A 22,617-nucleotide genomic window follows, 5' to 3' on the forward strand; every position below is an offset into this window, starting at 1 on the left:
ATTTTCATTGAATATATTTAAGTGGATAGCAATAAGGAGGTGTAACATGAGTCAGCAAGGTGTATTTACAGATTACTTTCATGAAGTAGAAAGTTGGTGTGAAAGTGTTCTTCACGTATTAGATAGCCGCGCAATGGAAGTGTATGATGTCCATATGCTTGCTTATAAAATTCAGACATTATTAGAGCGTATGAAAGAGCATGAGTACGAAACGGATGCGGAGTTTATGTATGAAATAAGCGATGATGTAGAACATATTCAACATCATCTGCAGGAAGTATTTATGCAAGAAGAGGAATATGAACTATATGAAAGAGGGGATAGTGAACGAGCTGTTCCAATTGGAGGGCATACACTCCCGCCATTACCTTATCCATATAACGCGTTAGAGCCGTATATTTCTAGAGAAATTATGATGTTACACCATGATAAACATCATCGTAGTTATGTAGAAGGGTTAAATAAAGCAGAGAAGATGATGGAGGAAGCGAGAAAAACCAATCAATTTGATTTAATTAAGCATTGGGAACGAGAAGCGGCTTTTCATGGATCAGGACATTATTTACACACGATATTTTGGAATAACATGAAAAAAGATGGTGGTGGAAGTCCAAGAGGGGCTTTTTCACAACAAATTGAACAAGATTTTGGGAGCTTTTTACGTTTTCAAAAACATTTTACGGAAGCAGCCTCTAAAGTAGAAGGTTCGGGCTGGGCGATTCTCGTTTGGGTCCCCCGATCTGGAAGGTTAGAAATTTTGCAGAGTACACTTCATCAATTGTTTACACAATGGGATACGATACCGCTCCTTGTACTAGATGTATGGGAACATGCGTATTATTTACAATACCAAAATCGAAAAGATGAATATATTAAAAACTGGTGGAATGTTGTGAATTGGCCTGATGTAGAAAAAAGATTTGAAACTGCGAAACAAATTGAATGGACACCATATTAGACGCAAATTCTTTGCGTCTTTTTTAATGGGAACAGAAGGAAGATTTCGTTCATATTTTAAAAGGCCAAGCATACACTTGTACAAAAAGTGCCAAAAGGACGTGGGGGGAAATATGAGACGAATTTGTGTAATCATTACGCTTCTTATTATGTACGCAAGCGTTATGCCGATTCCTACATATGCAAAGATGAACAGTAATGTTAGCGCTCGAAATGCTGTATTAATGGAGCAAAGTTCTGGTCGTGTATTATACGGAAAAGCAGAACATGAGCCACAAAAAATTGCTAGTATAACAAAAATTATGACAGCCTTGTTAGCTGCTGAATCAGGAAAAATGAAAGAAATGGTATCAGTTAGTAATGAAGCAGTCAGGGTGGAAGGATCGGCGATTTATTTAAAACCTGGACAGAAAGTGAAGCTAGAGGATTTAGTATACGGACTTATGCTTAGATCAGGTAATGACGCAGCGCAAGTAATTGCTGAAAATGTAGGAGGGAGTATAGAGGGGTTCGTATATTTAATGAATGAAAAGGCGAAACAAATTGGAATGAAAGATACTCACTTCTCAAATCCTCATGGTTTGGATGGAGATGGCTCTCATTATTCTTCGGCTTATGATATGGCACTGTTAACGAAATATGCAATGGGGAACGAGACCTTTAAGAAAATTTTTGGCACAAAAACGTATAAATCAAATTCATGGGATTATCCGTGGAAAAATAAACATAAGCTTGTGACATCCTATTATGAATTTGCAACAGGTGGGAAAACAGGTTTTACGAAAAAAGCAGGACGAACGCTTGTTACAACGGCATCAAAAGATGGACTAGATTTAATTGTCGTAACTTTGAGTGCTTCTAGTGATTGGGATGATCATATGAATCTATTTGACAAAGGGTTTGAACGTTTTAAGCAAACAAAAGTTTTAGGACAAGGAGCGCTTGCTGAAATAAATGAAAAGAAATATGCCAATCATGTTTATACGAAAAATAGTTTTTCGGTACCGTTAACTGAAGAAGAAAAAAAGAACGTAGTATTAAAAGTTGAACTCGATAAAAGTGCAAAACTTACGGATGGAGTAAAGGTTGGGAAGACGGACATTTATGTTGGTAATGAAAAAGTCGGAGAACGGAATTTATTTTATAGTAAACGGAAGTTAGTAGCTGCAACGGGTATGTACTGGAACAATGTGAAAGAAATTTTTTCTTACATGATAGGTGTTGGGAACGATGGTTAATCTCGTCTGGGCAGCGATGGCGGTCATAGGGATTGTGTATGCCATGATAAACGGAACGATGGAAGAAGTAACGAAAGCTGTATTTGACGGGTCAAAAGATGCGGTAACGATTTGCATAGGACTTATTAGCGTTTTAGTATTTTGGCTTGGCTTAATGAAAATTGCAGAGGAAGCAGGGTTGTTAAAAAAGTTAGTTACACTTTTTATGCCGATAGTAAAAAGGTTGTTTCCAGAAATACCGAAGGATCATCCGTCAATGGGATTTATTCTATCGAATATGATGGCGAACTTTTTTGGACTAGGTAATGCAGCAACCCCTCTTGGTATTAAAGCGATGGAACAACTGAAAGAATTAAATGGAGGAAAGGATTCGGCCAGTCGCTCTATGGTGACGTTTCTAGCATTAAATACATCAGCTATTACTTTAATTCCTACTACCGTCATTTCGATTCGAATGACTTATGAATCAGCAAATCCTACTGAAATTGTTGGGGTAACATTCATTGCACAAGTGCTCTCTATGATTGGGGCAATTTGGATTGACCGCTATTTTTACCGAAGAAGGAGTAGAAAGGGGCGGAAAAAATGAGTATTGTAAATACAATTTCATTATGGGTAATCCCTTGTGTAATTGGTTTTATCCTTTTATATGGCACGATAAAGAAAGTCCCAACGTATGAATCGTTCGTTGAGGGAGGAAAAGAAGGGATTCAAATTGCAGTTTCCATTTTACCGTTTATGGTTGGAATGCTTGTATCCATTTCTATTTTTCGGGCATCAGGTGCTTTAGATGCGATGATATCTGTAATGAAGCCGATGTTAGATTTAATTCATGTCCCAGCAGAAATCGTTCCACTTGCGCTTATACGTCCAATTTCGGGTTCTGCTGGTTTAAGTATTACGACTGATTTAATTGCAACATATGGACCAGATTCGTTTATTGGGAGATTAGCTTCTACGATGCAAGGGAGTACAGATACGACTTTTTATATTTTAACAGTATACTTCGGAGCTGTTGGGATTAGAAAAATGGGGGATGCATTAAAAGTAGGACTTTTTGCAGATTTAATCGGGATTATTTGCTCAATTGTGTTTGTTTCTTTATTGTTTCAGTAATACTATTCATTTTTTAGGCTATTTCGCTTATAATACGTATACGACCACTATTAAGGTGTAGCTTAATAGTGGTTTTTTTATGCAGTATTTTTGACAAAATGATGAACTTTTATTGTGAGAAATATGAAAAATATGGACAATAATAAAGGATAAAAACATGATTTGCCCTTTATATGTTTAATATCATCGCTATGTTGTTTAAGTGAGACGAGGCGAACAGTCGTAAAACGTATGCGGTTGCCAAGTCTTTCTAATGTAAGGTAAGATAAATTCGAGGTGAAAAAAAGAAATGGAACGATTACAAAAAGTGATTGCACAAGCAGGTATTGCATCGAGAAGAAAGGCTGAGGAATTAATTCAGCAAGGAAAAGTGAAAGTTAATGGAAAAATAGTGAAGGAGTTAGGAACAAAAGTAACTCCTCAAGATAAAGTAGAAGTAAATAACATCCCTCTTGAAAAAGAAGAACCTGTTTATTTTTTACTATATAAACCAACTGGCGTAATTTCAAGTGTATCAGATGATAAAGGAAGAAATGTTGTAACAGACTTTTTCCCTGAAATTACACAACGTTTATTCCCAATCGGACGCTTAGATTATGATACGTCTGGCGTATTATTAATGACAAACGATGGGGACTTCGCTAATGTATTAATGCACCCGAGATATAAAGTTGAAAAAACATATGTTGCAAAAATAAAAGGGCCATTAACAGGTGAGAAAATTCGCATGTTAGAACGAGGTGTTACATTAGAAGACGGAAAGACAGCACCAGCAAATGTGAAAATTATTTCTTGGGACAAGCGTAAAGAGATGGCGATTGTACAATTAACAATTCACGAAGGCCGTAACCGTCAAGTACGTCGTATGTTTGAAGCGTTAGACTGTAAAGTAGTGAAATTAAAACGTGAACGTTATGCCTTTTTAGAAGTGGGTAGTTTGCGACCTGGTGATGCAAGAGAATTGACACCACATGAGGTAAAACAATTACGCGCGCTTGCTTCTACAAAGCCAAGATAAGCTATAGAGTTAAAATTTCACCAGTGGAGTGCTCTGCTGGTGATTTATTCAATATAACATTTACAGAAAAGAATACATACCATTTACCGAGGAGAGGGGAGACAAGATGAAGAAAAATCGCTTATTATTTCGTGTTATCATCCTGCTCATTTTAAGCGGTGCTGTAGGATTTACCCTTTATCAAGGGTTTTTCACTGATAAAGAGAAAATGCAAATTGGGAAAGAAGCACCTAATTTTGTTGTGACGGATTTGGAAGGAAAGAAAATTGAATTAAAGGACTTAAAGGGTAAAGGTGTATTTTTAAACTTTTGGGGAACTTGGTGTAAACCTTGTGAAAAAGAAATGCCTTATATGAATGAATTATATCCAAAGTATAAAGAAAAAGGCGTTGAAATTATTGCGTTAGATGCAGATGAAACAGATATTGCTGTTAAGAACTTTGTGAAACAATATGATTTGAAATTCCCAGTTGCCATTGATAAAGGAACAAAAATCATAGGCACATATGGAGTAGGTCCATTACCGACAAGCTTTTTGATTGATAAAGATGGAAAAGTAGTGGAGCAAATTATAGGTGAACAAACGAAAGAACAGTTAGAAGGCTATTTGAAGAAAATTACTCCGTAATAAAGAAAGCCTTTACATAAGAGGTGCATGTCTATAGCGCCTCTGATTTAAAAATTCTGAGTATTGCGGTAACTTGAGGTTAGAATATACAATAGTACATATAGATACAGGGGCGGTGAGAGTGTTGAAAGAAATTAAATGTGAGTGTGGACATGTTAATCCGATAGGAACCATTTTTTGTGAAGCTTGTGGGAAACCATTTGAAAGCAATGAAAATGTAAAACTATTGGATATGCGCTATGAGGGGAGTGCGCGGAGATCTCTCACGCAAACAAAAACGATAGTCGATAAAATTTGGAGCTTTTTCTCTTCTGTAAAAGTAGGTGTATGGCTAATCGTAATAACTTTAGCTGCATCAGCGATAGGAACAATTTTTCCGCAAGAAATGTACATAACGCCAGGAATTGCACCAGCTGAATATTATAAACAGGAATACGGATTTTTAGGGCAATTATACTATCAATTAGGATTTAATAATTTATACGGTTCATGGTGGTACATGATTTTAATTGCTTCTATCGGTACTTCACTTGTGATATGTAGTTTAGACCGTGTTATTCCCCTTTATAAAGCTTTAAAAAAACAAGGGGTAAAAAGACATCCTAGCTTTTTAAAGAGACAAAGATTATACGGGACTGGTACTCCGCAAGATGGTGACTTGGAAAGAGTGCAAAAGAATTTAAAGAAAAGAAACTATAACGTGAAAGTGGAAGACGGAAACGTTTTAGCGGAAAAGGGACGTTTCTCACGTTGGGGTCCATATGTAAATCATATCGGCCTTATTATCTTTTTATTCGGTGCGATGCTTCGTTTTTTACCGAGTATGTACGTAGACGAAGCTCTTTGGTTACGTGATGGTGAAACGAAAGAAGTACCAGGGACGGATGGTCAATACTATTTAAAAAATGAGAAGTTTATAAAAGAAGTTTATGATAAAAGTAAGGATAAGGAAGTTTTTGATGAAGCGATAGACCGTGTTGGGGATAAAATGATTGCGAAAAACTTCCAAACGAATGCAGTATTATATAAAGCGGTAGGCGAAAATATAGCAGGGCAAAAACCGAAATTAGAAAAAGTAAAAGAAGCGGAAATTCGCGTGAATGAGCCATTGAAATTTGATCAATTTGCAGTGTATCAAGTGGATTATAAAGAAAGTGAATTTAAAAGTATGTCCTTCCACTTGCAAAACAAAGAAAATAATCAAAAGTGGGGACCAATTAAAGTAGATTTAGCGAATCCTACAGAAAAATACGATTTAGGAAATGGTTATTCTTTAGAACTATTAAGCTATTTTCCAGATTTTTATTTTGATGAGAATGGAAAACCGAATACAAAAACAAAATTACCAAACAACCCTGCATTCGTATTTAAAATGTTTACGCCTGAGACGCCAGATGGTGAAGTGAGTTTCGTTGGTATTCAGCAAAATATAGAAGCAGATGGAAACAACAAATATAAAATGTCATTTGCAGGTGTTGAAATGCAAAATGCGACAGCTCTAACGGTTAGGAAAGATTTAACGCTTTGGATTCTTGGTATTGGAGGATTTATATTTATGGTTGGTGTCATTCAAGGTATGTATTGGAATCATCGCCGTATTTGGATACAACGTGTTAATGATGAATGGTGGATTGCAGGACATACGAATAAAAATTGGTTCGGTTTAAAGAAAGATATTGAAAGAATACTAGAAGGTACAGCAATTCCACAGCCAAATGATAAAGTAATTGATAAAAAAATTAGTTAAGGTGGGGAAACGATATGGTGCAAATAAGTAGTAACTTTCTCTTTACCGCATTTATTTTATATTTAATAGCAACTCTATTTTTTGGGGGAGCAATTAAAGAAAAGGGTCATAAATGGGCAAATGTAGGAATAACGATTACAATTTTAGGATTTATAGCACAAACAGTATATTTTGTTACAAGGTGGATTGCATCAGGTCATGCGCCAGTTAGTAACTTTTTCGAATTCGGTACGTTTTTCGGTATGATGCTTGTCGGAGCATTTATTGTAATGTATTTTATGTACCGCGTAAGTATAATTGGACTATTTGCATTACCAGTTGCTCTTTTATTAATTGCCTATGCAAGTATGTTCCCGAGGGAAATATCCCCGCTTATCCCATCTTTAAAAAGTAACTGGTTACACATTCACGTGACGACTGCAGCAGCAGGACAAGCAATTTTAGCAATTAGTTTTATTACGGGCGTTATGTATTTATTGAAAAATGTAGATCAATCAACGAGAAGTAAACGTACATTTTGGTTAGAAACGGTAGTGTTCACACTTGTTTGTACAGTTGGATTTATTGCGGTAACGACAGTATTCTCCAGTATGAAATATGAAGCTAAGTTTCAATGGATTGATAAAAATGAACAACAAGTCGAGATGAAGTATAATCTCCCAGCTTTAGTTGGACCACATGAAGGGAAGTTACTGACAGAAAATAAATTAGAACCGACAGTCGAAGTTCCAGCGATTGTAAATGCGAAAAAATTAAATACTGTTATTTGGTCAGTAATAGTTGGAACACTACTTTATGTTGTATTAAGACTTGTTTTACGCAAACGAGTATCAGCGGCACTTCAGCCACTAGTAAAGAATACGAATAGTGATTTACTGGATGAAATCGGATATCGATCTATTGCAATTGGATTCCCAGTTTTCACATTAGGTGCGCTAATTTTTGCGATGATTTGGGCTCAAATAGCATGGACGCGTTTTTGGGGGTGGGATCCGAAAGAGGTTTGGGCACTTATAACGTGGCTCTTTTATGCGGCAGTATTACATTTACGATTATCTAAAGGATGGCATGGGGAAAAATCAGCGTGGCTTGCAGTAATTGGTTTTGCGATCATTATGTTTAACTTTATTGTAGTGAACTTAATCATTGCGGGTTTACATTCATATGCATAGAGAAATAAAATAGGAGAGTGTATGTCACTTTCCTATTTTATTTTTGTCAAATTTTCTTCTTTTTTGAGAAAAACATGACAAAGTAGCGGTTGATTTTGTAAAATGATGTCGAGGACATAATATACTGTTCAAATAAAATACATAGTTTTGGAAAAAAATTGAACAAACTTTATTATTCTTGTGAAGCATAATAGTGGGAAGTGAAACATTTAGAGGAGTGCTTAAATAACCGAGAATAGCGCAATATAATAGTGTAGAAGGGTAGGTGTGAACCGCTGATGTGAAAATATGCAGCGGGTAGAAATGGAAAATGAATTTAGAATTTTAATTGTAGACGATGAGGATCGCATTCGTCGTTTATTGAAAATGTACTTAGAAAGAGAGCAATACACAATTGAGGAAGCAGATAATGGTGATACAGCTTTAGAAATGGCGTTGCAAAATGATTATGATTTAATCTTATTGGATCTTATGATGCCTGGTAAAGATGGTATCGAAGTGTGCAAAGGGGTTCGTGAGAAAAAAGCGACACCAATTATTATGTTGACGGCAAAAGGTGAAGAAGTAAATCGGGTACAAGGATTTGAAGTTGGAACGGATGATTATATTGTAAAACCATTTAGCCCACGTGAAGTAGTGCTTCGTGTGAAAGCGGTGTTACGTCGTGCTGTACCAACAACATTCTTTACACAAGATACAACGACGAAAGATGTTACTGTGTTCCCGCACTTAACAATTGATAACGATGCACATCGTGTTACTGCAGATGGTAATGAAGTGAACTTAACGCCGAAAGAATATGAATTACTATTATTCTTAGCGAAAGCTCCTGATAAGGTATTCGATCGAGAGCAATTGTTGAAAGAAGTATGGCAATATGAATTCTTCGGAGATTTACGTACAGTGGATACGCATGTAAAGCGTTTACGTGAGAAATTAAGTAAAAAATCACCAGATGCTGCGAAGATGATTGTTACCGTTTGGGGCGTGGGTTACAAGTTTGAGGTTGTGAACGACTGATGCTTTGGAGAAGTGTAGTAGGGAAGTTATGGATGACCATATTACTTCTCGTTTCGTTTGTTCTTGGATTTGTTGCGATTTTACTTTCACAGTTTTTTAGAACGTATTATGTTGATATGAGTGAAGCTAGGCTTCAGAAAGTTGCAACAAGTGTTTCAGAGTTAATTGAAGAAGGTGCCGATGTAAAAACGATTGAGAATATCGCGTATAAATTCTCTGACCCACTTTCAAGAATCATTATTGTAGAAGATGGTAAGGAGATTTCATCTTCTCCGAAACAAGAAGGATTAGTTACGCTAACAATAGATGATTTAAAAGAAGATAAAGAATTAGCTGCTGTTTTTAAAGATAAAAAAGAAATTAAAAACAACATAAGAAAAGCTTCTAATAGTAGGAAGAATAAAAATACTGAAAATGATATTATGATTGTCGGAAAACCGGTGCAATCAAAAAATCAAAGTGCAGTGTTCGTATATGAATCTTTACAAGTACCAATACAAGGTATGGAGAGAACGACTGATTTTATTTTCTTATCGGCTGGGATTGCGATTATATTAACAACTTTCTTTGCGTTCTTCTTATCTACTCGAATTACCGCACCGCTTCGTAAAATGCGTGAGGTTGCTTTTGAGGTGGCACGTGGGAAGTTTGATGCAAAGGCCCCTATGGTATCTCAGGATGAAATTGGTGAGCTTGCAACGGCCTTAAATCAAATGGGTAAACAGTTGAAGTTTAATATGAATGCTTTGCAGCAAGAAAAAGAACAGTTAGCTAGTATTTTGAGTAGTATGGCAGATGGAGTTATTACGTTAAATCAAGAAGGTGAAGTCGTAGTTATTAATCCACCGGCTGAAAATTTCTTACAAGTTTGGCAAGAAGAAAAAGAGATAGAGCTAAGTAAAAAACTACCTTCTGAACTTGTGGAACTATTCCATCGCGTTGTAGAAAGTGAGCAACAACAAGTTGTTGAAATTAATTTGCAAAAAGGTAACTACGTAGTTCTTATGACGCCGCTTTACAATCAAACGAAAATTCGTGGGGCTGTAGCAGTGTTGCGTGATATGACGGAAGAACGCCGTCTTGAGAAGATGCGTCAAGACTTTATTGCCAATGTATCACATGAACTTCGTACACCAATGGTCATGCTTCAAGGGTATAGTGAAGCGATTTTAGATGATATTGTGCAAACGAAAGAGGAAATTAATGAGTTTGTTCAAATCATTTATGATGAATCCGTTCGTTTAGGTAAACTTGTAAATGAATTATTAGATTTAGCTCGTATGGAAAGTGGCCACGTAGAGTTACATATTGGTGAAGTAGATATTCATCCATTTGTCGAAAAGATTGGCCGTAAATTCCAAGGGATTGCAAAGGATAAAGAAGTTGAACTAACAGTAGATTTCCAAAGTCCAATTGAACAATATCCGTTTGATGCAGACCGTATGGAACAGGTGTTGACGAATTTAATTGATAATGCAATTCGTCATACGAATGCAGGTGGACATGTTGCACTTGTAATTCATACGGAAAATAATGGTCTTACTTTCGAAGTGCAAGATTCAGGTGCTGGTATTCCAGAAGAAGATATTCCATTCTTGTTTGATCGTTTTTACAAAGCTGATAAAGCAAGAACACGCGGGAAAAAGGGTGGAACAGGACTCGGGCTTGCGATTGCTAAAAATATTGTTCAAGGCCATGATGGGAAAATTTCTGTCTCAAGTGTTGTTGGAGAAGGAACTACATTCTCTGTATATTTGCCGAATCGTATAATTTAGATATATGTTTTTAAAGTTAATAATAAATAAAGTTCTACTGTTTTTTATTTTTTTGTAAAATCAATTAAATAAATTATAGTAGAACTTTTTTCTATCTTAGTCGAATTAAGAATATCGAGAGAGGTGCTGTGAAGAAATGAAATTATATACGAAAACAGGAGATAAAGGGAAAACAAGTGTAATAGGTGGCAGGGTGGATAAAGATAATATTCGTGTAGAAGCATATGGCACGATAGATGAGGCGAATTCTCATATTGGATATGCGATGACTAAGCTACAAGGCGGGGCATTTGGAGATGTTTACAATGACCTTGAAAATATTCAACATGAACTATTTGATTGCGGGGGAGATTTGGCGATAGTGGAGGAGAAAATCCCTTATAAAGTAACGATCGAAATGGTCGAAAGCTTGGAAAGAAGGATTGATTTGTATATAGAAGAAGCGCCACCATTAGAACGCTTTATTTTACCAGGTGGTAGCGAGGCATCGGCTACCATTCATATTGCACGTACTGTTGTAAGAAGAGCAGAGCGCTCTATCGTATCGTTGAAAAAAGAAGTGGAAACAAATGAAGTTGTTCTAAAGTATGTAAATAGATTATCTGATTATTTGTTTGCAGTAGCTAGAGTAATAAATACTCGATTACAAGTAAAAGATGTGGAGTATAACCGTAGCGCATTAGTTTTTCGTGATAAGAAAGAGAAGGAAGTGGAGTAATTCACTTTCTTTTTTTTGTATACTTTTTTCTGTAATATACCAAAATAGAGAAGGTATGGTGGTAATTAGAAAACGGAGGATGTATATGAAAGTGTTAAAATGTAGCGTCATGTTATTGACTGTACTGTTTTTATCTCAATTACATGTTTACGCAGAAGAAAATCGATGGACATGGCCTGTGGAAGGACAGATAAGTGATTATTTTGGGACAAGGCATGGAAAACACTACGGTATTGATATAGCTGCACCGATCGGAGTACCTGTGGCAGCTATTCAAGATGGCAAGGTGACAAAGTCTTATTATTCAAATAGTTATGGGAACGTTGTATTTATTAAACATGGAGAATATGAGGCTGTGTATGCACATTTAAATAAGAGACACGTAGTTCAAGGGGATTATATTTCAAAAGGAGAAATAATTGGAGAAGTAGGAAACACAGGAGAATCACGAGGTGCACATTTACATTTAGAACTTCATCAAGGAAGATGGACGATGGCGAAAAAGAATGCGATGAATCCATTACTTGTTTTAAATGAACAAAGAAATGAAGTTGTTTCTTCCTCATTATATGTCGTACAAAAAGGGGATACTTTAGTTAATATTGCACGGAAATTTAGTATGACACTTAAGGAAATAAAAGCAAAAAATGGATTGCAGCAAGAGCGAATTTATCCAAATCAACAATTATACGTAAAGTAAAGAAGAGCTAGTTTAACTAGCTCTTCTTTTACCAAAAAATAAAGACACATATAAATCCAGAAATAGCTAAGTAGCTATATAAGTAAAAAACTTTTGTTCTTGTTTTTTCTTTTGTTCGAAACAGTACAATAGTCGGTTCAATTAAACCGATTGTCAAACAAAGTAAGCCAAGAAGCATACAACCAATCGAAAGAGAGTACAGGGCGATTTGTGGTGCTTGAAATGGAATCATCCATTTTAATAAAAATGCAATAAGTGCAGTGTAACAAATGCTGCCGATGTATTTATTCAACGGTGTATTAGAACGAAAACCAGGAAGTTTTTTTAAGAAAGAGCGAGAAACAACTTCTGTTTGTAAAGATGTATGCTCTTCGATAATTTTTTGAGCTTCTTTTCCTTTTTGGAAAAGGGATAATATCCAGTTACGCTCACCTTGAAAAATAAATTGAGAAGTTGTCAAATAGTGATCAACCTTCACTTTATTCCAACTCTTCCATGGATGACGCTCGCACAATTTTAATTTACTTTCTGTTTTTTTATCATACTGATAAATACTGATGCCATCTTCATCGAAAGCAGCATAGTATGTCTCGCTTGAGAATGTGCCTAAATCAATTGGACAGTAGAAAAGTAATTCTTTTTTTAAGTAAAAGTATTCTTTTCTTAAGTTTTTTTTCATTGCTTCTCGAATAGAGTGTCTTTTATCTTTCTTCATGACATTTCCTCCATAACTCAGAAAATGTTCTTATCTTAACAATTCAACATCTTATCACTTTTCATTATATATGACTAGGGAATTCAAAAGAGAAATGCCTAATAATAAAAAATATGGGGTGTATTGTAAAATATTTTGCAATTATTAATGGGTTATAAAAAATAAATAACTAATTTTAAATAAGTTACAATTTTTTAGTTCACAATGTTATTAGGTTGTTGTATAATGAAGGGGAAAATAGAATATCGGTCTATCTTCGGGGCAGGGTGAAAATCCCGACCGGCGGTGATGAACTATTTATGATTTCGTTCTAAGCCCGCGAGCCGTTAAGGCAGGATTTGGTGTGATTCCAAAGCCGACAGTATAGTCTGGATGGGAGAAGATGGAGGTTCAAGCGTTCAAAAAAGATAGGAATTTGAACGTCTGTTTGATGTGCCTTAAATTCTCCCTTTGTGTAAAACACAAAGGGTTTTTTCATTCTATGAAAAAATAGGCATAGCAGAACCTTTCCACTTTCCATGAGATGATCGATGGAAAAGGAGAGAGAACGATGAAACAAAAAAACAGTGTAGTAAAGATGGTGAGTATAGCAATGCTAAGTAGTATTGCATATTTACTAATGATGTTGGATTTCCCGTTCCCAGGGCTTCCGCCATTTTTAAAAATTGATTTTAGTGATGTGCCAGCTCTAATTGCTGCAATTATTTTTGGACCAATTGCGGGGATAATTGTAGAGGGAATAAAGAATATTTTACATTACGGGATTCAAGGTAGTTTAGTAGGAGTGCCAGTTGGAGAAATTGCAAACTTTATTGCAGGATGTTTATTTATTGGACCAGCAGCTTTCTTATTTAGAAAGTATCGTACTGTAAAGAGTTTAACGACAGGACTAATGTTAGGGACAATTACAATGGCGCTAATTATGAGTGTATTAAACTATATCATCATATTCCCAGCTTACACTTGGTTTTTAAATGCACCTGCTATGTCTAGTGAGGCTATAAGAACGACTGTTGTAACAGCGATCTTACCGTTTAATTTAATTAAAGGAATTGTAGTAACAATTGTATTTGTAGCATTATTCTCACGCCTGAAAGTATGGGTGTTTGCAAAAATGAAAAATGCATAACATATAAAATAAAACCATTAGTAGTGTGAAACTACTAATGGTTTTTTGTTAAGTAGAATGAAAATAGGGAACAAAAAATGCCCCTCATCAATATGAGGGGCATTTTTTGAAGTTAATAAAAGACTATTCGAATTTTAAAGCGTCGCCGTCAAATGATTCGTCAGCAACTTTAATTGAGTCAGTTGGACAACCTTCGAATGCATCCATCATATCTTCAATTAATACATCTGGAATTTCAACGATACCTTGGTTATCATCTAATGTTACAAATGCAATACCTTCATCATCATAGTCATAAATGTCTGGTGCAGCAGCGCCGCAAGCACCACATGCGATACAAGTATCTTTATCAACGATTGTATATTTTGCCATCTTTTTTCCCTCCTGATAATATGTATGTGAAAAGCTCGCCATAAAAATTATAACCTTATTGTAAAACGGTTTGTAAAACTTTTCAACATAAAATTATAATGATAATGCTTATCAATTAGAGTGTCAACTTATTTTTGAATTATGTCATAAGATTTTCAAAATACGTAAATGTTATTTCGTTTGGTACAATAGAGTATGTACAAGCATATGGTACCGATATGATAAGGTTAATGAGTAACAGTAGACGTTGTAATCATATTGAAAAAGAATTAAGTTAAATTGGAAAGGGGAAGCGGTAATGCAACTACAATATACTTTATTGTATTGTTTAAAACAATTGAATGGCGAAAGGACCGTTTCTTCTATTTATTATTTATTAAAAGGAAAGAGGTCATCGCAAACATTACAAGATGGGAAGATGTTTCAAATTTCTTTTTTGTTTGGGATTTATAAATCTTTGAATAGAGCTGATTATGATCAAGAAGTTGCAAAGTTGGTACAAACGGATTTAGTTCAATCTATACATGAAAATACATACGTAGTAACGACTGCTGGTAACATGCAATTAAACAAATGGAAAGATGACTTTGCTTTTCCGACGTGTTTACATGGTTTACACTATGGTGAAATAGGTGAAACGTTTTGGAAGAGATTATCATTAATCGTTCAAACCATTTCGAATTTACAACAGGTGAATACGAAATTTATTCCAATTCAGCAAGATACAGAAATAATGATGTGGGTGAAACGTTTTCTCACTGGAATACCATATATGAGAAGTGAATTGGCTAAAAGGTTGTGGAAGGAGATGTATACTCTTTTACAAAAAAATAAACCATTAGAGGCGACAATCGTAACATATCGCTTAACGGGCTATAAACGCATCGGTTGTACGTTGCAACAATTAGCGGAAATTACGAAACAAGATGTATTTCGAGTGTATTTTTTATTTTGGGGTACAATTCATTTCATTATTCAAGAAGTTCGTAATAAAGAAAGTGAGTTTCCGTTATTAGCTGAAATTATATCTTATCCAAATGAGAAGGCTGATTTATTTAGCATATCTACGAAAAAAACATATAATCTTTGGAGACAAGGACGCTTTCTGGAAGAAATAGCAACAATTCGGAATTTGAAGGTTGCAACGATAGAAGATCATTTTGTAGAAATCGCTTTACGAGAAAAAGAATTTTCAATTGAGATGTTTATGGAGAAAGACAAAATAGATAAAGTAAAAGAAGTAATTGAGACATTACAAACACGTAAGTTACGTGTCTTGAAACAAGCGGTTGGGGAAGAGATATCTTATTTTGAAGTCCGTCTTGTATTGGCACGGATGGAGGGTATAAATGAAACTTGAGGAATATTTATATAAGTGGTTTGGATATTCTGAATTTCGTCAAGGACAAAAAGAAGTTATTACAGACTTATTAGAAGGAAAAGATGTTATAGCGATGCTTCCGACTGGAAGAGGGAAATCTATGTGCTATCAACTCCCAGGGCTAATGCAAGGAGGAACAGTGCTTGTTGTATCACCACTATTATCTTTAATGGAAGATCAAGTTACACAATTAAAGTATGTTGTGAAAAATCGAGTGATTGCATTTAATAGTTTTCGGACATTAAGTGAAAAAAGAGAAGCGATGAAAAAATTGGCTTTTTATAAATTTATTTTTGTGTCTCCAGAAATGTTGCAATCGGATTTATTAATAAGAGAATTGAAGAAAATTCATATTTCAATGTTTGTTGTGGATGAGGCCCATTGTATTTCGCAGTGGGGGTATGATTTTAGACCGGATTATAAAAAATTAAACGTAGTAATTGAGAACATTGGATCTCCTACGGTACTAGCATTAACAGCGACAGCGACAAAGGATGTACTGCAAGATATAGCAGAGAGTTTAAGTTTAAAGAATGTCTCGCAGCATGCATACTCTATTGATCGTCCAAATATTGCAATGGAAGTGCAATTTATAGAGACGATAGAAGAGAAGAAAGAAGCACTTTTGGAACATGTGATGTATTTACAGGGGCCAGGGATTGTATATTGTTCAAGTAGAGCATGGACAGAACGTTTAACGGAATATTTAAGAGGAAAAGGCTGTACTGGTGTGGCTTTTTATCATGGTGGTATGGAACATGAAGAGCGTATGTTAATTCAGCAGCAATTTATGAATGACCAATTGCAAATTGTAATATGCACAAGTGCTTTTGGTATGGGAGTAAATAAGTCGAATACGAGATATATTATTCATTTCCATTATCCGACTAATATAGCTTCCTACTTACAAGAAATCGGAAGAGCTGGAAGAGATGGCGAACCGAGTATAGCCTTTTTATTATGTAGTCCGTTGGATCACGATTTGCCAATTTCAATTATTGAAGATGAATTGCCAAGTAAGTCGCAAATACAATTTTTATTTTCTTTACTACAAGAAAGAATGTTTCAAACGAAAGAATTACCAATAGAAGATGTAGAAGAAATTTGTTATAATGCAGCAAGATTTAATGAACAATATTGGCGTTTCATCCGCTATCATCTCGAACGGCTTGGGATCATACAACGGCGAAAACTAATATTAGAGAGCTTGTCAGATGAAATCATGAACAGATTAATAGCTGAAGTAGAAATAAGATTGCGTAATAAATATAGTGAGCTAGAAAACATGAAGTCATGGATACAAGTTAAAGGATGTAGGCGTGAATATGTGCTTCAACAGTTCGGTTATAGAAAAGAGACAGAGTTAAAAAATTGCTGCGATTATTGTGGTATTACAAAAACGGAGTATAAAAAAAGACGAGCGCAACAATCCGATTTCGACTATAATTGGGAAACAGAGTTACAAAAGCTTTTCGGCCTAGAGAAGATGGAGGAATGATGAACATTCAAAGGCATAATGTTGAAGATATGAGTCCGAAAGAAATAAGGCTGAATCTGTATATAACACAGCTAATTATTATTGGTATTGGTTGTTTGCTAGCATATATATTATTTCGAGATACAAAAGAAGTTTTTAGTCTTTGGAAGTGGGAACCTGTACGAATACTTATAGTAGGTAGTTTATTAGCGATTGGTATTGTGTTATTAGATTATGTTGCAATGCGAGTATTTCCAGAGTCTTGGTTTGATGATGGTGGTATTAACGATAAGATGTTTCAAGGAATGTCAGTTATGCATTTACTCGTTATTACGTTCGTTATTGGCTTTGCAGAAGAATTTTTATTTAGAGGTGTAATGCAGACTCATTTCGGAATTATAATAGCAAGTTTAGTATTTGCAGTCTTACATATTCGGTATATAACAAAGCCATTTTTGTTTTGTTTCGTATGTTTTATTAGTTTTGTCTTTGGTTATGTATTTGAATGGACAGGGAATTTATTTATAACAATCTTTGCACACTTTCTTGTTGATTTTATAATGGGACTCCAACTAAGAAAATAAATGGAAGGTGGTGGTGAACAACATGAGGAAACGAATTCCTGATTTTGAAGAGGAATTAGAAGTTGAGCAAGTGGAAGAAGATGAAAGTTTACCGCCGCGAAGTGAACTTCATAGAAATAAAGAGAAAAAGCAAAAGTTTAAAATGAATCACATTTTTGTCCGAGTATTAACGTGTCTATTCATATTACTACCAATTAGTATTTTATGGTATACGGATAAATATATTCAGGTGAAAAGTGATAGTAGTAATGCTGGTAAAAGTGCGTTTGAAGTAATTTTTTTTGATTCAGCCAAATCTGAAACTCAGAAACAATCTGAGAAGGTGGTAACGCATACTGTGAAAAAGGGAGAAACTTTAGAAAGTATAGCGAAGCAATATTTTTCAGATGAAAGTGGGATTGAAGTTATTAAAAAGTATAATAACTTAGAAGAAGATGAAGTGAGTGCAGGTCAAGAATTAAAAATTCCGATAAAAGATAAGTCCGTAAAACAAGAGAGCTAGTAAACTAAGCAATTCGTAGCTTGTTATAAAAACTGAGGATTATCTTTATGAGTAGGGGAGTAAAAATATGATATGGATTACAATATTAAGTACTCTCATATGTATAGGTATAATATTTCTTCTTGTAATGTATAAAGAAGCGATGCGTAATACGGTATTGGAACATACTTTAGAATTTAAAGAATTCCCGCAAAGTTTTCAACAGATGAATATGTTTTTTATTTCTGATATTCATAGAAGAGTCGTTTCAGATTCGTTAATTGAGCGAATAAAGGGAAAAGTAGATCTCGTTATTATTGGTGGTGATTTAGCGGAAAAGGGCGTACCTTTATCAAAAATCTCTGCAAATATTCAAAAGTTAAGAGCGATAGCTCCTGTATATTTTGTATGGGGAAATAATGACTATGAGATTGAATACCATGAATTAGATGCGTTGCTATTAGAAAATAATGTGAAAGTTTTAGATAATACAAGAGTTGTATTTGAATCTGAGTTAGGAGAGAAAATTTGCTTACTCGGTGTAGATGATGTTGGATTGGAACGTGATCGTTTAGACTTAGCATTGGCTGATTGTAAAGAAGAGGGATTTCGTATTTTAATTAGTCACAACCCTGATATAATAAAAAAAATGTCTGGAAAAGAACAAATTTCACTTGTGTTAAGTGGACATACACATGGAGGACAGATTCGATTATTCCCATCTGAAAAATATTTAAAAGGTGGCGTATATAATCATTCAAATACGACTCTCTTTGTTAGTAATGGATACGGAACAACATTGATTCCACTTCGTTTTCGAGCACCTGCTCAAACACATATTATTACGTTATGTGGAGGGAAATGATGCCAACTCTAAATGGAAAATATAATATAAAAGCTGTTTCGAATATTATTGGAGTTCAACCGAGTACGCTTCGTGCATGGGAAAGGCGATATCAGATTATTGCCCCAAAGCGGAATCAAGCTGGGCATCGATTATATACAGAAGAGCATATTCGAATTTTGAAATGGTTAATGGAGAAGGTTTCTTCCGGTATGATGATTGGACAAGCAGTGCAGTTATTAGAAGGGAATCGTTTGCAGAGTAATGCCCAAAAAGAAATACATTACGATAAAGAAGTTGTTTTAGTGGACGATTTACTACAAGCTTTGTTAGAATTTGATGAAATTACAACTTCTGCATTAATAAATGAGGCTTTTAGTATTTATTCAACAGAAAAAGTTATCACCGGTATTATTCTTCAAGTGACAAACAAATTGTTGACACTAAAAAATAACAATGAGATTGCAATGACGCAATTCCAATATGCCGTATCATTTTTACAAACTCGTCTAGGAATGGTGTATCATAATGCTTCAACGTTTTCTTCCATACACAAAGTAATTGTGTTAGAAAATAATACATTGAAAGGATTTATTTTCTCAATGTATTTACGTTTAAAAGGATATGAGGCGATACATATTAGGACAAGTTTAGAGGGAGATGGCATGTTATTAGCGGTTGAGCAAATACAGCCAAAACATTTATTTGTCTCTTTTGAAAATGGCCTAGAACTGAAAAGGGCGATGAATGTTGGGGATTTATTGCAAGAAAAAAATGAGAACCTTTCTGTTGGGGTTATAGGGGAAATAAGCGCTCGAGATCAGTTGAACATTCAAACAATCCTAATCGGCGATACGAAAGAAGAATGGGATGAATGGTTAAAAATGTTAGAATAGTTGTTCGGAAAGAACCATCTATTTTCTATTTCATATAATAAAAATTAGATTCAATGGTTACGTAGGGAGGGTATGAGATGAGGCTGGAACGATTAAATTATAATAAGATAAAAATTTTCCTAACATTTGATGATTTATCTGAACGAGGATTAACGAAAGAGGATTTATGGAGAAATGCACCGAAAGTACAGCAACTATTTCGTGATATGATGCAAGAAGCAAATAAAGAATTAGGATTTGAAGCAGATGGTCCGATTGCAGTTGAAGTATTTTCTCTACAAGCACAAGGCATGGTTGTAATAGTAACGAAGGAAAATCAAGAAGTGGATACAGATGATGAGTTCCGTGACGAGTTTATTGAAATGCAAGTGACTCTAGATGAGAGCGAGCACATACTTTATGAGTTTGCTACACTAGACGACGTAATTAACCTGTCGAATCGCTTATATAACCTTGGTGTAACTGGCGGAAAGTTATATACATGGGATGGGCGTTTCTATCTTTGGATGGAAGAAGAAGAGCAAATACAATTATTGAAGGCGGATTTTATAGCTATTTTAGCAGAATACGGTAATCCGTCTACGGCAACCATTTACCGTGTAATGGAGTATGGTAAAGAATTAATGGCTTCTCAAGCAATTGAACAAGTATACAATTACTTTGTGAAAAAGCAAAACCTCAGCTAATATAACATAGCTGGGGTTTTGTATTTTATTTGGATAAGAGGAGTAAGGCTAGGGTCAATTATAAATATTTAAACAAACGTTTTCTTAATTAAATATACCGTTTCGCGACGCTGTATTCGAGTGAGATAAAAAATATTTAAATATTTAAGTATTTTACTTTTCTAAAAGCAATAAAAGGACTATAATAATAGTGAAAACGCTTGCAATACGAAATAAGTTGTATATATTTGTTAGCGTTTTCTATTGCATTCCAAATTTAACGGTGTATACTAGGCAATGAAGGTTTACTAAACAAGTGAAATTACAGGGGGTTTACTTACTATGGTAGCCGAAAAGGGAACTCAAACAAAAACACAACAACAAAGGGAACAACATTTTGAACTATTGAATTCGACACAAATTGTTATTAGTGAAGCATTAGAAAAATTGGGTTATCCAAACGAAGTATATGAATTATTAAAAGAACCAATTCGTATGATGACAGTGAAAATACCAGTTCGTATGGATGACGGGACTGTTAAAATATTTACAGGATATCGTGCGCAACATAATGATGCTGTTGGTCCAACGAAAGGTGGAATTCGCTTCCATCCGAATGTAACAGAAAATGAAGTGAAAGCACTTTCGATCTGGATGAGTTTAAAATGTGGTATTGTTGATTTACCGTATGGTGGAGGTAAAGGTGGAATTATCTGTGACCCACGTGAAATGTCATTCCGTGAATTAGAAAGACTAAGCCGCGGTTATGTACGAGCAATTAGCCAAATCGTTGGTCCTACAAAAGATATTCCGGCTCCAGACGTATTTACAAACTCTCAAATTATGGCATGGATGATGGATGAGTATAGCCGTATTGATGAATTTAATTCACCAGGATTTATTACAGGTAAGCCACTTGTATTAGGTGGATCACACGGACGTGAAACAGCAACAGCGAAAGGTGTAACAATTTGTATTCGCGAAGCTGCAAAAAAACGCGACATTGATATTAAAGGTGCGCGTGTTGTTGTTCAAGGGTTCGGTAATGCGGGTAGCTTCTTAGCTAAATTTATGCATGATGCAGGTGCGAAAGTAATTGCAATTTCAGATGCTTACGGTGCATTACATGATCCAAATGGATTAGATATTGATTATTTATTAGACCGTCGTGATAGCTTCGGTACAGTAACAAAACTATTTAATAATACAATTTCAAACAAAGAATTGTTAGAACTTGATTGCGATATTTTAGTTCCAGCTGCAATTGAGAACCAAATTACAGAAGAAAATGCTAATAATATTAAAGCAAAAATTGTTGTTGAAGCTGCAAATGGTCCAACAACTTTAGAAGCAACTAAAATTTTAACAGATCGCGGAATTTTACTTGTTCCAGACGTATTAGCAAGTGCTGGTGGAGTTACAGTATCTTACTTTGAGTGGGTACAAAATAACCAAGGTTACTACTGGACAGAAGAAGAAGTAGAACAACGCTTAGAAAAAGTAATGGTAAGATCATTTGATTCTATTTATGAAACAGCACAAGTTCGTAAAGTGAACATGCGCTTAGCAGCTTATATGGTTGGTGTTCGTAAAATGGCTGAAGCAAGTCGCTTCAGAGGTTGGGTATAATATTATATCGTGAAAAAACGTGATTCCTTTCGAGGGAATCACGTTTTTTTGTTGGAGTATTAGTGTGAGGTGTTGTATATGGAAAATGAAATGATGGAACGAGTAGAACAATTAGAAGAAAAGGTTAAGAGCTTAGAGGGAGAACTCTCAAGAACGACGAAAGCCCGAAAAACAAGTGTCGTTCGGATGTTCGGAGAAGGCTTATTGTTTTTAATATTTGGTGTGGTTGTAGTAGGGCCGATTATCGCTTTTATATTCACGATTATTACTTGGCTTGTTGAAAAATAAAATAAAAAAATAAAAGAACGCTTGTTCTGTACGAACAAACGTGCTATACTCTCCTTAGATAAACAAA

The 22,617-nt window shown here is 35.1% G+C and carries 24 protein-coding genes and 1 riboswitch; of the genes, 22 read left to right on the top strand and 2 right to left on the bottom strand.

The window, feature by feature from the left end; genetic code table 11:
• Positions 1-46: 46 nt before the first annotated feature.
• The 12 genes from BTOYO_RS20640 (at position 47) to BTOYO_RS20695 (ending at position 12,089) form a co-directional block, all read left to right on the top strand.
• Complete coding sequence (locus BTOYO_RS20640; protein WP_000082676.1) at positions 47-958, top strand: superoxide dismutase; 912 nt, start codon at positions 47-49, stop codon at positions 956-958.
• 112 nt (positions 959-1,070) lie between these two features.
• Positions 1,071-2,195, top strand: coding sequence for a D-alanyl-D-alanine carboxypeptidase DacB (gene dacB, locus BTOYO_RS20645; protein WP_001252633.1), 1,125 nt, complete (start codon positions 1,071-1,073; stop codon positions 2,193-2,195).
• A complete protein-coding gene (gene spmA, locus BTOYO_RS20650) occupies positions 2,188-2,784 on the top strand; it encodes a spore maturation protein SpmA (RefSeq protein ID WP_000247802.1) in 597 nt (198 codons plus the stop codon). Before dacB ends, spmA begins: the two co-directional genes overlap by 8 nt.
• Positions 2,781-3,311, top strand: a complete 531-nt coding sequence (spmB, locus tag BTOYO_RS20655; RefSeq protein WP_000029515.1) for a spore maturation protein SpmB — start codon at positions 2,781-2,783, stop codon at positions 3,309-3,311. Before spmA ends, spmB begins: the two co-directional genes overlap by 4 nt.
• Positions 3,312-3,600: 289 nt before the next feature.
• Positions 3,601-4,329 (top strand): 23S rRNA pseudouridine(2605) synthase RluB, encoded by a 729-nt coding sequence (gene rluB, locus BTOYO_RS20660; protein ID WP_000440550.1) that lies wholly within the window; start codon positions 3,601-3,603, stop codon positions 4,327-4,329.
• Positions 4,330-4,435: 106 nt separating this feature from the next.
• Positions 4,436-4,957, top strand: a complete 522-nt coding sequence (resA, locus tag BTOYO_RS20665) for a thiol-disulfide oxidoreductase ResA (RefSeq protein WP_000742208.1) — start codon at positions 4,436-4,438, stop codon at positions 4,955-4,957.
• 121 nt (positions 4,958-5,078) lie between these two features.
• The gene (gene resB / locus BTOYO_RS20670; RefSeq protein WP_000910514.1) at positions 5,079-6,704 is read left to right on the top strand and encodes a cytochrome c biogenesis protein ResB; all 1,626 of its coding nucleotides are present in this window, start codon (positions 5,079-5,081) and stop codon (positions 6,702-6,704) included.
• A gap of 14 nt (positions 6,705-6,718) precedes the next feature.
• Entirely contained in the window at positions 6,719-7,876 is a 1,158-nt protein-coding gene (gene resC / locus BTOYO_RS20675; protein ID WP_000250078.1) for a cytochrome c biogenesis protein ResC, read from the top strand.
• 303 nt (positions 7,877-8,179) lie between these two features.
• The gene (gene resD, locus BTOYO_RS20680) at positions 8,180-8,896 is read left to right on the top strand and encodes a DNA-binding response regulator ResD (protein WP_000426665.1); all 717 of its coding nucleotides are present in this window, start codon (positions 8,180-8,182) and stop codon (positions 8,894-8,896) included.
• A complete protein-coding gene (gene resE / locus BTOYO_RS20685; RefSeq protein WP_000964658.1) occupies positions 8,896-10,671 on the top strand; it encodes a sensor histidine kinase ResE in 1,776 nt (591 codons plus the stop codon). The genes resD and resE overlap by 1 nt, the downstream gene beginning before the upstream one ends.
• Before the next feature lie 136 nt (positions 10,672-10,807).
• Entirely contained in the window at positions 10,808-11,389 is a 582-nt protein-coding gene (locus BTOYO_RS20690; protein ID WP_000781258.1) for a cob(I)yrinic acid a,c-diamide adenosyltransferase, read from the top strand.
• Positions 11,390-11,474: 85 nt separating this feature from the next.
• Positions 11,475-12,089 carry a peptidoglycan DD-metalloendopeptidase family protein gene (locus tag BTOYO_RS20695; RefSeq protein WP_000866135.1) on the top strand — a complete coding sequence of 205 codons (615 nt, stop codon included), beginning with the start codon at positions 11,475-11,477 and terminating at the stop codon, positions 12,087-12,089.
• 28 nt (positions 12,090-12,117) lie between these two features.
• On the opposite strand, the gene BTOYO_RS20700 is transcribed toward BTOYO_RS20695, so the two are convergent.
• A complete protein-coding gene (locus BTOYO_RS20700) occupies positions 12,118-12,804 on the bottom strand; it encodes a hypothetical protein (RefSeq protein ID WP_000710843.1) in 687 nt (228 codons plus the stop codon).
• Positions 12,805-13,052: 248 nt separating this feature from the next.
• Positions 13,053-13,192: riboswitch (FMN riboswitch) on the top strand.
• A 162-nt stretch (positions 13,193-13,354) separates the two neighbouring features.
• On the opposite strand from BTOYO_RS20700, the gene BTOYO_RS20705 reads away from it, so the two are divergent.
• Positions 13,355-13,933, top strand: coding sequence for an ECF transporter S component (locus tag BTOYO_RS20705; protein WP_000810841.1), 579 nt, complete (start codon positions 13,355-13,357; stop codon positions 13,931-13,933).
• Positions 13,934-14,056: 123 nt separating this feature from the next.
• On the opposite strand, the gene BTOYO_RS20710 is transcribed toward BTOYO_RS20705, so the two are convergent.
• Positions 14,057-14,305 carry a ferredoxin gene (locus BTOYO_RS20710; RefSeq protein ID WP_001151993.1) on the bottom strand — a complete coding sequence of 83 codons (249 nt, stop codon included), beginning with the start codon at positions 14,303-14,305 and terminating at the stop codon, positions 14,057-14,059.
• A gap of 298 nt (positions 14,306-14,603) precedes the next feature.
• Between BTOYO_RS20710 and BTOYO_RS20715 the strand changes: the two genes are divergently transcribed.
• From BTOYO_RS20715 to BTOYO_RS20755, 9 genes are all read left to right on the top strand, one after another.
• Complete coding sequence (locus tag BTOYO_RS20715) at positions 14,604-15,665, top strand: YpbB family protein (RefSeq protein WP_001176977.1); 1,062 nt, start codon at positions 14,604-14,606, stop codon at positions 15,663-15,665.
• On the top strand, positions 15,655-17,184 hold the full coding sequence (locus BTOYO_RS20720; RefSeq protein ID WP_000762985.1) for a RecQ family ATP-dependent DNA helicase: 1,530 nt from the start codon (positions 15,655-15,657) through the stop codon (positions 17,182-17,184). Before BTOYO_RS20715 ends, BTOYO_RS20720 begins: the two co-directional genes overlap by 11 nt.
• Positions 17,184-17,747 (top strand): CPBP family intramembrane glutamic endopeptidase, encoded by a 564-nt coding sequence (locus tag BTOYO_RS20725; RefSeq protein WP_001025774.1) that lies wholly within the window; start codon positions 17,184-17,186, stop codon positions 17,745-17,747. Before BTOYO_RS20720 ends, BTOYO_RS20725 begins: the two co-directional genes overlap by 1 nt.
• 22 nt (positions 17,748-17,769) lie before the next feature.
• Positions 17,770-18,249, top strand: coding sequence for a LysM peptidoglycan-binding domain-containing protein (locus BTOYO_RS20730; protein WP_001231536.1), 480 nt, complete (start codon positions 17,770-17,772; stop codon positions 18,247-18,249).
• Between the two features lie 67 nt (positions 18,250-18,316).
• On the top strand, positions 18,317-19,093 hold the full coding sequence (locus tag BTOYO_RS20735; RefSeq protein ID WP_000637912.1) for a metallophosphoesterase: 777 nt from the start codon (positions 18,317-18,319) through the stop codon (positions 19,091-19,093).
• Positions 19,093-19,968, top strand: coding sequence for a MerR family transcriptional regulator (locus tag BTOYO_RS20740; protein ID WP_001142655.1), 876 nt, complete (start codon positions 19,093-19,095; stop codon positions 19,966-19,968). Before BTOYO_RS20735 ends, BTOYO_RS20740 begins: the two co-directional genes overlap by 1 nt.
• 77 nt (positions 19,969-20,045) lie before the next feature.
• On the top strand, positions 20,046-20,654 hold the full coding sequence (locus BTOYO_RS20745) for a genetic competence negative regulator (RefSeq protein WP_001235404.1): 609 nt from the start codon (positions 20,046-20,048) through the stop codon (positions 20,652-20,654).
• A 321-nt stretch (positions 20,655-20,975) separates the two neighbouring features.
• A complete protein-coding gene (gudB, locus tag BTOYO_RS20750) occupies positions 20,976-22,262 on the top strand; it encodes an NAD-specific glutamate dehydrogenase (protein ID WP_000225171.1) in 1,287 nt (428 codons plus the stop codon).
• Positions 22,263-22,340: 78 nt separating this feature from the next.
• On the top strand, positions 22,341-22,550 hold the full coding sequence (locus BTOYO_RS20755; RefSeq protein ID WP_000426778.1) for a hypothetical protein: 210 nt from the start codon (positions 22,341-22,343) through the stop codon (positions 22,548-22,550).
• The last annotated feature ends 67 nt before the right edge of the window (positions 22,551-22,617 follow it).

It is taken from the genome of Bacillus toyonensis BCT-7112, assembly GCF_000496285.1.
GTDB lineage: Bacteria > Bacillota > Bacilli > Bacillales > Bacillaceae_G > Bacillus_A > Bacillus_A toyonensis.